Source organism: Chryseobacterium sp. Chry.R1 (genome assembly GCF_039645525.1).
Lineage (GTDB): Bacteria > Bacteroidota > Bacteroidia > Flavobacteriales > Weeksellaceae > Chryseobacterium > Chryseobacterium proteolyticum.
This window is the reverse complement of sequence record NZ_CP151793.1, coordinates 2,139,782-2,151,487: the sequence shown is the minus strand read 5'-3', so window position 1 is coordinate 2,151,487 and position 11,706 is coordinate 2,139,782. Positions and strand designations below refer to the sequence as shown.

9 protein-coding genes are annotated in these 11,706 nt (G+C 37.3%); 3 read left to right on the top strand and 6 right to left on the bottom strand.

Going from position 1 to position 11,706, the window contains the following annotated elements; translation table 11 throughout:
• The first annotated feature begins 61 nt into the window (after positions 1-61).
• Positions 62-3,103, top strand: a complete 3,042-nt coding sequence (locus AAEU33_RS09930; RefSeq protein WP_345992392.1) for a choice-of-anchor I family protein — start codon at positions 62-64, stop codon at positions 3,101-3,103.
• 51 nt (positions 3,104-3,154) lie between these two features.
• Here AAEU33_RS09930 and AAEU33_RS09925 read toward each other — a convergent pair whose 3' ends face one another.
• The 6 genes from AAEU33_RS09925 to AAEU33_RS09900 all read right to left on the bottom strand — a co-directional run bounded on the left by AAEU33_RS09925 (position 3,155) and on the right by AAEU33_RS09900 (position 8,177).
• On the bottom strand, positions 3,155-3,769 hold the full coding sequence (locus AAEU33_RS09925; protein ID WP_172279897.1) for a response regulator transcription factor: 615 nt from the start codon (positions 3,767-3,769) through the stop codon (positions 3,155-3,157).
• Positions 3,770-3,774: 5 nt separating this feature from the next.
• On the bottom strand, positions 3,775-4,017 hold the full coding sequence (locus tag AAEU33_RS09920; RefSeq protein WP_345992390.1) for a hypothetical protein: 243 nt from the start codon (positions 4,015-4,017) through the stop codon (positions 3,775-3,777).
• Between the two features lie 468 nt (positions 4,018-4,485).
• Complete coding sequence (locus tag AAEU33_RS09915; RefSeq protein WP_345992388.1) at positions 4,486-6,069, bottom strand: SPFH domain-containing protein; 1,584 nt, start codon at positions 6,067-6,069, stop codon at positions 4,486-4,488.
• A gap of 20 nt (positions 6,070-6,089) precedes the next feature.
• Complete coding sequence (locus AAEU33_RS09910; protein ID WP_345992386.1) at positions 6,090-6,659, bottom strand: serine protease; 570 nt, start codon at positions 6,657-6,659, stop codon at positions 6,090-6,092.
• 114 nt (positions 6,660-6,773) lie between these two features.
• Complete coding sequence (locus AAEU33_RS09905; protein ID WP_172279905.1) at positions 6,774-7,022, bottom strand: NifU family protein; 249 nt, start codon at positions 7,020-7,022, stop codon at positions 6,774-6,776.
• 45 nt (positions 7,023-7,067) lie between these two features.
• Positions 7,068-8,177 (bottom strand): Mrp/NBP35 family ATP-binding protein, encoded by a 1,110-nt coding sequence (locus tag AAEU33_RS09900; RefSeq protein ID WP_172279907.1) that lies wholly within the window; start codon positions 8,175-8,177, stop codon positions 7,068-7,070.
• 157 nt (positions 8,178-8,334) lie between these two features.
• On the opposite strand from AAEU33_RS09900, the gene AAEU33_RS09895 reads away from it, so the two are divergent.
• Together AAEU33_RS09895 and AAEU33_RS09890 are read left to right on the top strand one after the other, a co-directional pair.
• Positions 8,335-8,796, top strand: a complete 462-nt coding sequence (locus AAEU33_RS09895) for a hypothetical protein (protein WP_345992383.1) — start codon at positions 8,335-8,337, stop codon at positions 8,794-8,796.
• 67 nt (positions 8,797-8,863) lie between these two features.
• Complete coding sequence (locus tag AAEU33_RS09890; RefSeq protein ID WP_345992381.1) at positions 8,864-11,665, top strand: GH92 family glycosyl hydrolase; 2,802 nt, start codon at positions 8,864-8,866, stop codon at positions 11,663-11,665.
• The last annotated feature ends 41 nt before the right edge of the window (positions 11,666-11,706 follow it).

Here is an 11,706-nt window from a genome sequence, read left to right as displayed (position 1 = left end):
GCATTAAAATATTTACAAGGTATAAAGTTCATTTTTGCATTAATCAAAATTTAAGGTAAAAATGACGAAAAACTATCTTTTTAGAGGCTTCCTGCCTATTGCTGTCCTGTTTCAAGGCGGTCTTTTCGGACAATCGTTGATCCATTACTGGAATTTCAATAACAATGCTTCTCAAGCCTCTATTACCACTCCGACATCCTCGCTGGTAAACGGCTCTTCACTTGCTGCTATTGCAGGGGGAACAAGTGTTATTGATTTTGCAGGAGGATCAGGTCAAAATTTCGACACCAATAATTTAAATGCCAGGAATAATGATCCTGCCGGAACCCATTTAAGGTTTAACAACCCTATTGGTGGTGGACTTCAATTTTCCCTGCCTACTACCGGATATCATAATGTAGTGGTAAAATTTACAACCAGAAGATCTGGTTCAGGGGCAGGAACACAAATCTGGTCATATTCCCTTGACGGAAATACTTTTACTACTTACCAGAGCGTTACTCCGGTGGATGACGTCCCTCAGTTAGTTACTTTTGATTTTTCAAATATTGCAGGAGTTTCCAACAACCCCAATTTTAAATTAAAAGTTGAATTTGCTACAGGATCGGGAGGAAATGCAGGAAATAATCGTTTTGATAATTTTACGGTAGATGCTGTAGCAACCGGTTCCACAGATACTACTCCACCTACAGTAACGTATCTTCCGGCTAATAATACCAATAATGCATCCACAACAATAAATCCGAGTATTTCGTTTAATGAAAATATCAGACATATTGATAACGCTGCAATCACTGATACCAATGCACAAAATCTTGTTGAATTCAGGGTGGCAAATGCTTCGGGCTCACAGATACCGTTCACAACTACTTTTAGTAACAATGCAATCACGATTATTCCTGGCACTCCCCTACTTCCTAATCAAACATATTATTTAGCACTAAAACCCAATACCGTTGAAGATTTTAGTGATAATGCTGTTACTTCAGCTACTTCTACTACTTTCACTACGGCAGGTACCACTATTTCACTCGATAAAAATTTCATCAAAGTAAATGAAAATGCGGGTAACCTAAGTTTCAAGATCAATATTAATAATCCTTCCGCCTCTACAGTAAATCTTGTTGTAAAGCCTGCTCCTTTCAGCACAGCCGACAGCAATGATTTTACAGTAAATAATCAAACAATCACTATTACGCCAACCACTACCAGCTATATTGTAAATATTCCGATTATTGATGATATACTCGAAGAACAGCAGGCAGAATATTTTGTAGTAAGCCTTGAAAACCCGGTAGGTGCTACTATTACAGGAGATAATTCAGCCACAATTTATATCGTAGATAATGATAAGGCCGCACCTGTTCCTTCAAATCAAATTCATTTGAACTATATCGGAAGCTTCGATCCTTCCGGAAACAATAACAGTTCGACAGAAATTGTTGTTCATGATCCTGCCACGCAAAGATTGTTTACGATCAGTTCACTGACCGATGTTTTTGATATTATTGATTTCAGTACTCCAACGGCTCCTGTGGTTATCAAAACGGTAAATATGGCTTCTTATGGAGGAATCACTAGTATCGCGGTTAAAAACGGAATTATCGCAGTTTCTTCTCCAAATGTAAACCCACAACAAAACGGATCTGTCATCTTTTTTGACATTAACGGAAATTTCCTGAAACAAGTTACTGTAGGTGCATTACCTGATATGATTACTTTTACTCCGGATGGAACAAAGGTTATTACAGCCAATGAAGGAGAACCTAATGACGCCTACACAGTTGATCCTGAAGGCTCAATCAGTATCATTGACATTTCCGGAGGAATAAACAATCTTACCCAAAGTCAGGTTACCACACTCAATTTCACCAATTTCAACACCCAGGAATCTTCTCTATTTGCAACCGGATTAAGAAAAGTAAAGGCAACGAGTACGCTGGCCCAGGATCTGGAACCGGAATATATAACGGTAAGCTCAGACAGCCAAAAGGCATGGGTTACTCTTCAAGAAAACAATGGGATTGCTGAAGTAAATCTGGTAACGAAATCCATAACGAGTATTTGGGGATTAGGCAAAAAAGATATGAGTTTACCCGGAAATGGTTTTGATGCTTCGGATAATAACGGAGAGGTACTGATTGCCAATTGGCCGGTAAAAACATTTTATACTCCCGATGCTGTACAAAATTATAAAGCAGGTAATACCAATTATATCGTAACAGCTAATGAAGGTGATGAAAAAGATCTTTCCGGGTTCAGCGAAAGAACAACTGTAGGAGCCAATGGCTATCCTTTAGATGCTACAAATTTCCCTAATTCATCTATATTAAAAGCTTCTCACAACCTGGGAAGATTCAGGGTAACCAATGTAAATGGCAATACAGACGGAGATGCCGAATACGAAGAAATTAATGCAATGGGAGCACGTTCTTTTTCCATTTTCAATGCCGATACAAAACAGATTGTATATGATAGTGGAGATCAGTTTGAACGTTATATTGCATACAGCCATCCATTAATCTTTAACGCAGATAACGAAAGTAATGCAGTTAAAAGCAGGAGCCGTGCCAAAGGTCCGGAACCAGAAGGTGTTGCTTTAGGAACCATAAACGGCCAGACTTTTGCCTTCATCACGTTGGAAAGAACCGGTGGTGTAATGGTTTATAATATTACAGATCCAAATAATGTAACTTTTACGGATTACAAAAATTCGAGATCAACTTCAGCATATGGTGGTGATAACGGCCCCGAAGGAATTATTTACATAGCTCCACAAAATACAGCAACAGGCAAAGGCTATGTAGTTATTGCAAATGAAATCAGCGGAACTTTATCGATGTATGAAGTAGTAACACCTCCCACATTGGGAACGGGTGAGGTAAAAGCTGAGCAGGACACATTTAATGTATTCCCTAATCCTGTGATAAAAGGAAATACTCTATATTTCAACCGGGCACAAGGTTATGAATTGTACGATATGTCAGGAAAACTTTTGAAAAAAGAGAAAAATTCTTTACTTATTGAAACTTCATCACTTGCTACAGGTGTGTACCTCATTAAAACTTCAGAGGGTATACTGAAACGGTTTATCGTAAAATAGAATATACATTAGATTGATAAAAAAGCTCAGGAAAATCCTGAGCTTTTTATATTAATGCATATCATCATAGATCCGAACAAGATCTACGACATTCTTAATTTTTAGCTTATCAAAAATTTTCTTTTTATAGGTACTGATCGTAGACATTTTAAGGTCGAGAATGTTGGCAATTTCTATATTCCCGTTTCCTTCAGCCAGAAGTTTAAATATCTGGAATTCCCTTTTAGAAAGCTTTTCTACAGTACGTCCATCTTTAGAATGGGATAATAATTTATTGACCATTTTTGAAGGATAATAATACCCCTCTTCAAAGATAGCTGTAATGCCTCTCAATATTTCAGATTCTGAAGCACCCTTATTAAGAAACCCTTCCGCCCCTTCTTCAATATATTGAATGCCTACACTTTCATCATAAGTAGAAAAGATCATGATTTTAAGATCTTCCTGTTTTCCTTTTAATTCCTTTACCATTGTTTTCGAAGTGCTGTCAGGCATATCAATATCCAGAATCACCAGATCATATTGTTCTTTAGAAACTTTGTCCTTGGTCTCAATATAATTTTCAGCAAAATCTATTGTACAGGGATATTGAAGTTTCGATTCCAACAGCAGCGCAGTACCCGTTCTCACAATATAATGGTCATCCGCAATGAGTATTTTTTTCATAGTTCTTAGTTTTTGATCATAACTTCCAAAGGAAACCATGGATATGATTTTTTTGGAGTGCATTTCCTCGTCCGATTTTTAGCAAGATGCAATACAACATGTAGGCCGATACGATCTTTTTGAAAATAAATTTCTCCGTAATAAAGATCTTTCACCGCATTTATACAGCGATTTGTTATTTCTTTAGAAAATCCATACCCAAAATTGGCAATTTTGACGATTCCCCATGTGTTTTTAGACTTTTTCATAGTAAACCTTATTGTGATCATTTTTTATTTGTATTGTCAATTAGTGTAGAATCATATTTGGAAATAATATGGGTTTTATAAGGTATACAAAACCTGATTTATCTTCTGAAGTGCTTTGCCATCTTTTTTGTAAAACGATATTACTCGCTCCGAAACAAATTGAAGAGTTTTGTATAACAAAACAGGGAAAGAAAAAACATAACAGAAGCAGCCCAAACCTCATATAGTGTTGTAAATAAATTTTTTACAAAAGTAACATTAATAAAACTCACAAAAACATAGAATTATTTCTATATGAATTTAATATTAATTCTAGTTTAATATACCCTATTGGACAAGTATAATCAATGAAAAAAGACGGGCTATAAAAACCTGTCTTTAAACATATTACATTATTTTAAGTGAATAACTTATTAAAAATAATAATTCACTGGAAATTTTTAAATATATACAAATATAAATTCCTTTTTACGGCTTAGGAGAATCATCTTTTGAGTCATCATTTTCAAGAGTCATGTCATCAAAATTCTTTTTCTCTTTCTTCTCAATGATCTTAACAATTTCTTTTTGAACCTCCTCCGGCTTTCCTTTTAAATAGTCCGGTAAATTAAGTCCTGCCATATTGAACAAATCATTTAACGGTGGAACTGTTTTCATCATCCCTGAAACAAAATTAGCCGTAGAATTGTTTCCATCTTTCCCATTTCCACTATCCCATACAGTAACCTTATCAATCTTGATATTTTTAACTGCTTCTACCTGGGTTTTTACCAGCTCAGGAAGTTTTTCCAATAGCAATAGCTGGAATGCACTGTTAGCATCACCCCCAGCAGCTTTAACCACCTGATCATATCCTTCAGCCTGCTTGGTAAGGATCTCATAAAGACCCTTCGCTTCAGCTTCCATCTTAGCAAATATGGCGTCTGCTTCTCCTTTTGCCTGCAATCTTATTTTTTCAGCTTCAGCCTGTGCATCGATAATCATTTTCTGTTTTGAAATCTCTGCGGGAACTACAATATTAGCCTGTTGTGTAGACCGTTCTCTTTCCGCTCTCGCAGCCTCTGCTTTCTGTTCAGCCACATAAGCCTCTTCCAGTGATTTCGCTGCTTGTACCTTTTCAGCAGCAGTAGCAATTCTTAATGCCTCCGCTTCTCTTTCCCTTCTTTCAGCATCGGAATTTGCGATGGTAATTTTTGCTTCATTTTCTCCTTTTACAGCAATAGAGTTAGCCAAAGATGTTGCAATACGTGCTTCTTTTGCAGCTTCTGCCTTACCGATAGCCTCATCTTTTCCTGCGGCCGCAATACTGATCTCCCTGTCTTTTTGAGTAATCGCTATCTTAACATCCCGGTCCCTCTGTGTCTCTGCAATCTGAGTATCTTTCTCACGATCAGCAAGAGCTTTTCCTGTTTCACCGATCTTAGTCTGTTCCGCCACACTGATAATCGCTTCATTGATCGCTTTTGCAGCAGCTTCTTTTCCCAAAGCTTCAATATATCCGGATTCATCCCTGATATCCGTAACGTTTACATTGATTAGCTTCAGGCCTATTTTCTTTAATTCCGTATCAACATTTTTAGAAATATTATCCAGAAATTTATCCCTGTCCGAGTTAATTTCCTCAATTGTCATTGTAGCAATAACCAAACGCAATTGCCCGAATAAAATATCTTTTGAAAGCTCCTGAATCTGCTCGGGAGATAATCCGAGTAAACGCTCTGCTGCATTTCCCATAGAATCAGGATCTGTAGAAATGGCAATCGTAAAACGACAAGGAACATCCACACGGATATTCTGGCGCGAAAGCGCATTGGTAAGATTGGCTTCAATGGAAATTGGTTTCAGATCCAGATAAGCAAAATCCTGGATAACCGGCCATACAAAAGCTCCCCCTCCATGGATACACTTTGCAGAGCTTCCGCCTGTTTTACCGTAGATCACTAAAATTTTATCTGAAGGACATCTTTTGTATCGCGAAATAAGGGCTAAAAATGTGACAAATAGTACGACGACTATTACAACTGTTAAAATAAGGGTTCCGGGAATTTCCATATATCGTTTTATAATTTTAATTAAACTTTCGAAACAACAAGGATCTTGTCATAAATGTATATCACTCTTACAGAATGACTCGACGGAATGCTTTCTTCTGCTTCCGTCATCGCCTGAAGCTCGTGGTTTGTTCCTTTTAAGGAGATCTGTATCTTTCCCATTCCACTCATTTTTGGAGGAATCGTGATATACACCTCACCCGTTCTTCCGATAAGATCTTCCATTTTAAAGGTATTGTCTTCTGTTAATTTTAAAATCTGTAGAATAAGAATAAAGAAAAGGAAAAGAAAACCTGTTCCGATAAGAATAGCTACAAGAAACAACAGTGCTTTGCTTCCTATGGAATCATAAAAGGCCACTCCACCCCATCCGAATCCTAAAAGGAAATTAACCAGATTCCTGAAGGAAAACAGTTGGAAAGGACTGTCACCATGCGATGCATCACCACTGAAATCTGTATGAACAGCCCCGGTGTGATCACCTCCTATAAAAGTAAGGATTGTCTGAATTAAAAATATTAAACTGGCACCCAAAGCGATATACCAAAAGCCTTGATTCAGAGGTTCTAAATTTTCTATAAATCCAAACATATTGATGTGTTTTAACAAATATAACAAAAACCACCATATGATTCGGAAAAGGACCATAATAAAAAAGACAGGCTATAAAAACCTGTCTTCGTTATCTTTACATCTTAATTGATGTTACTCTACGCTTATTACCTTTTCGATCTCCGGAGCGTGCTGCTTTATTGTATTTTCTACACCCAGTTTAAGTGTTGAAAAGTTCAAAGAACATCCGGAACAGTTTCCTAAAAGTTTTACATAAACCGAGTTATCTTTCACATCAATAAGCTCAATATCACCTCCGTCTTTATTCAAAAACGGACGGATACTTTCTAAAGCCTCCATTACTCTTGTTACAGTATCTTCGTGTGCTACGTTTGTTTCCATATTTTTCAGTTCAATTCGGTTTTTTTTCAAAATTTAATTTGAATATTATTTTTTTGCCTTTGGAGAGCATCCTGCCATAGTTGTGATCTTTACAGCTTCAGTAGGTGGAAGGTTTTTATTCCTTTCTACAAGACTTTCTACCATATTACGTGCTGTCTCCGTATAAATATCTGCGATTTTGGAATTTTCCTGCAATGCTGCCGGCCTTCCGACATCTCCTGCCTCTCTTATACTCTGGATCAGAGGAATTTCTCCCAGTACCGGAATTCCAAGATCATCAGCTAAATATTGTGCTCCCTGGTTTCCAAAAATATAATATTTATTATCAGGTAATTCTTCAGGTGTAAAGTACGCCATATTTTCGATTAATCCAAGAACCGGAATATTAATACTTTCCATCTGGAACATGGCAATACCTTTTCTTACGTCTGCCAATGCAACATGTTGAGGTGTACTTACAATCACAGCTCCTGTAACAGGCACTTCCTGAATAATTGATAAGTGAATATCTCCTGTACCCGGAGGTAAGTCGATCAATAAAAAGTCCAACTCTCCCCAATTCGCATCTCTAATCATTTGGTTCAGAGCTTTAGAAGCCATTGGACCTCTCCAAACTACTGCCTGATTAGCTCCCGAGAAATATCCGATTGAAAGCATTTTTACACCATAGTTCTCTACAGGCTTCATTAGATTTTTTCCGTTAACCTCTACAGAAATCGGCTTTTGTCCTTCCGTATCAAACATGGTAGGGACAGATGGTCCGTAAATATCTGCATCCAATAGACCCACTTTAAAGCCCATTTTAGCTAAAGTAACTGCCATATTTGCAGCTACGGTAGATTTTCCAACGCCTCCTTTACCGGAAGCAATTGCGATAATATTCTGAATTCCCGGAATCTGCTTTCCTTTGATCTGGCTTTGCTGAATTTCACTTGGTTCAGGAGAAACTATTTTAAGCTTTAAATGGATATCTTCTCCAAACTCACTGGCAAAAGCCTGCTTCATTGCAGCCTCTAATTTTTTCTTTTCATGCATTGCCGGTGAATGCGCCGTCATATCTATATATACATCATTTCCTACAATCTGAAGATTATTAACTAAATCATCTACTTCTATTTCTTTAAGGAAATCTTGAACCTTTTCTTTCGTCAACATAAAATTGCTATAAATTGTTTACAAATTTACGGATTTTTTCTATAATTTAGAATGAATAAAATCTATAACTCAAGGTGATAAATCGCATCACTAAAAATATATCAATCAATTTTTCCGGTTTCCCTTTTCGGGAAATAAACTTTTAAACTCTATAAAAATGAACACCAATCCTACATCTTATCCCTCTAAATTTGCTGCATTCAATGGTATTTTTAACGTGGGAAAAACAAGATTCAAATGGTACAACTTAGCTGAAAATACACATGACATTTCTTCTGAAGATATCAGCCATGCAAAAACATGCATCGAAAATGCAACTGAACATTTTCAGGACATTGAAGATCTTGGTTTTGTAATTCTCCACAGATGCGGCAGCAATTATTTGCTTCTGGTTTGTACCTGGAGAAGTGAAAACGAATTATGGGAAAGTGTATATTATGACGGAACCGGAAAATTCGAAACCTGGGAAAGAAAGAACAATCACATTCCTACCTACTGTGTCTGGGAAATGGGAATTGTATACCATGAATCCAGAGCCTGGAAAAAGTTTCTGGGAACTGACAAACAGGAAAACAACAGACAGCAGTATCTGGATGATTTTTTTGAAGGAGAAGTATAGGGCTGCAATCATTTCATACTCTTAGTTCTTCTATTTTTCAATATATTCACCGTCATAAAATTATGATATGAGAAAATGTTTCATAGTAGTTTCTTTATTTATTACTCAGGTTATTTATTCCCAGAATTATTCCCGGTATGTTAATCCTTTCATAGGAACCGGAGGTCATGGCCACACCTTTCCGGGAGCGATTGTTCCTTTCGGAATGGTCCAGCTTTCACCCGATACCAGGATAGATGGCAGCTGGGACGGATGCAGTGGTTATCATTATTCCGATTCGGTCATTTATGGATTTTCCCATACCCACCTCAATGGTACGGGAGTTTCAGACTATGGTGATATTATACTAATGCCTACAATGGGAAATCCAAGCCTGGACAACAAAGACTATTCTTCAAAATTTTCCCATAAAAATGAAACTGCTTTTGCCGGATTCTATTCTGTAAAACTGGATAAAAACAATATCGATGTGCGTTTAACAACAACCAAAAGAGTAGGATATCATGAATATACTTTCAACAACAGTGGAAATGCCAATATCATACTTGACCTTAATCACAGGGATAAACTTCTGGAAGGAGAGGTGAAAATTATTGATGATAGAACGATTGAGGTCTTCAGAAGAAGTGAGGCCTGGGCCACAAACCAATATATTTATGCCCGGATTGAATTTTCCAAGCCATTAAAACTGACGAAGAAAGAAGCTAACGGAAAGCAGGAAAATAATATGTATACCGGAACAAAGCTGGCATTAGCATTTTCGGCTCCTGTTAAAAAGGGAGAGAAAATCAGCGTAAAGGTCGCTTTATCTCCAACAGGCTATGAAGGTGCAGGAAAAAACATGCTGGCAGAAGGTCAGTCGAATGATTTTGAAAACATAAGAAAACAAGCAGACAATGATTGGAACAAGGAACTTTCTAAGATTGAGGTAAAATCAGACGACACTAATAAGCTGAGTATTTTTTACACCGCTTTATATCATGTTTTTACGCAGCCTAATAATTATATGGATGTTGATGGAAAATACAGGGGTCGTGATAATAAGTTCTATACGGCAAACGGATTCGATTACTATTCTGTTTTTTCTCTATGGGATACTTTCAGGGCTGCACATCCGCTCATGACCTTAATTGACAGGAAACGAACTGCGGATTTTATTAATACTTTCATCAGACAGTACGAGCAAGGCGGAAAATTGCCGGTATGGGAGCTTGCCTCTAACGAAACAGAATGTATGATCGGTTATCATGCAGTTTCTGTAATCGCAGACGCCATGACCAAAGGAATCAAGGGTTTCGATTACGAAAAAGCGTATGAAGCTTCTAAAAATTCTGCAATGCTGGATATTTTCGGACTGAATGCTTACAAGCAAAACAATTATATCAGCGTAGATGATGAACATGAGAGCGTTTCCAAAACGCTGGAATATGCATATGACGATTGGTGTATTGCACAAATGGCTAAAATTTTAAACAAAAAAGAAGACTACCGGTATTTCATGAATCGTTCCCAAAACTGGAAAAACCTCTACAATCCTGAAAACGGCTTTATGCAGGCCAGAAAAAACGGGAACTGGTATCAACCTTTTGATCCAAGAGAGGTAAACAACAATTACACGGAAGGAAATTCATGGCATTATTCTTATTTTGTTCCCCAGGATATTCCAGGCTTAATTGATGCCCATGGAGGAAAAGAAAAATTCGAACAGTTCATCGATGCCATTTTCACCGCCCCTAGCACAACAACGGGCAGGGAACAAGCTGATATCACAGGTCTTATAGGACAGTATGCGCAAGGTAATGAACCAAGCCATCATATTGCTTATTTGTATAATTTTGTGGATAAACCACAAAAAGCAGACGAGAAGATCAGATACATACTCGATCATTTTTATCAAAACACTCCGGATGGATTGATTGGAAATGAAGATTGCGGACAGATGAGTGCATGGTATGTTTTAAGTTCCCTGGGTATTTATTCTGTAACTCCGGGTAAGCCGGAATGGGAAACTGTTACCCCTTATTTTGATGAAATTAAGCTTCACCTTGAAGACGGCACCACCAGAACGATTACAAAAAACACAGGCAAAGAGGAGCTCAGGAAACTGGGATTTGAAAATGTAAAATCCATAAAAGATTTTAAATACAATGAACAAACCGCATCTCCTGTGATTGTAGCTGACAGGCTTTTTGATTTTTCTACTAAAGTACAGATCACTCCCCTCAACCCAAAAGACAAGGTTTATTACATGACCATAGACGAAAATGATAAAAATGTAAGAAAAACTTTCTCCACGTACAAAGGTCCGTTTACCATTAATAAAACCACCCAGGTTTCTGCATATGCTCAAAGAAATGGAGAAAAAAGCTCAGTTACCACTGCTAATTTTAACAGAAGGCCTAATCATTGGGATATTACTGTAAACTCAAAGGTGAATCCTCAATACACAGCAGGAGGCAAACTCGCTCTTATTGATGGCATCAATGGTACTGAAAACTGGAGAAAGGGAGAATGGCAAGGCTATCAGGGGCAAACTTTTGAAGCTATTCTTGATTTTATATCTCCGCAACAGCTTACCCGACTGTCTTCAACCTATCTTCAGGATAGCAGGGCATGGATTTTAATGCCTAAAAAGGTAGAATACTATGCTTCAATGAACGGAAAAGATTTTATACTATTGAAAACCGTTGATAATACTGTTGATTCTAAAGATGAGAAAGTTCAGATCAAAGATTTTACCGCAGATATTCTGCCTACAGAGACCCGGTATATTAAAATAAAAGCTTATCATTTTGGTAAACTTCCGGAGTGGCACCAGGGAGCCGGCGGTGATTCTTACATCTTTATAGACGAAATTTCCGCTCAATAGCTGTATTATAAATTATAAAATAAAAAACCTCTTTCAAGTTG

Excerpts from the sequence above, each read along its gene's own strand:
- AAEU33_RS09895 (WP_345992383.1), top strand. The coding sequence starts at position 8,335 with ATGAACACCAATCCTACATCTTATCCCTCTAAATTTGCTGCATTCAAT.
- AAEU33_RS09920 (WP_345992390.1), bottom strand. The coding sequence starts at position 4,017 with ATGAAAAAGTCTAAAAACACATGGGGAATCGTCAAAATTGCCAATTTT.
- AAEU33_RS09925 (WP_172279897.1), bottom strand. The coding sequence starts at position 3,769 with ATGAAAAAAATACTCATTGCGGATGACCATTATATTGTGAGAACGGGT.
- AAEU33_RS09900 (WP_172279907.1), bottom strand. The coding sequence starts at position 8,177 with ATGTTGACGAAAGAAAAGGTTCAAGATTTCCTTAAAGAAATAGAAGTA.
- AAEU33_RS09915 (WP_345992388.1), bottom strand. The coding sequence starts at position 6,069 with ATGGAAATTCCCGGAACCCTTATTTTAACAGTTGTAATAGTCGTCGTA.
- AAEU33_RS09910 (WP_345992386.1), bottom strand. The coding sequence starts at position 6,659 with ATGTTTGGATTTATAGAAAATTTAGAACCTCTGAATCAAGGCTTTTGG.
- AAEU33_RS09905 (WP_172279905.1), bottom strand. The coding sequence starts at position 7,022 with ATGGAAACAAACGTAGCACACGAAGATACTGTAACAAGAGTAATGGAG.
- AAEU33_RS09930 (WP_345992392.1), top strand. The coding sequence starts at position 62 with ATGACGAAAAACTATCTTTTTAGAGGCTTCCTGCCTATTGCTGTCCTG.
- AAEU33_RS09890 (WP_345992381.1), top strand. The coding sequence starts at position 8,864 with ATGAGAAAATGTTTCATAGTAGTTTCTTTATTTATTACTCAGGTTATT.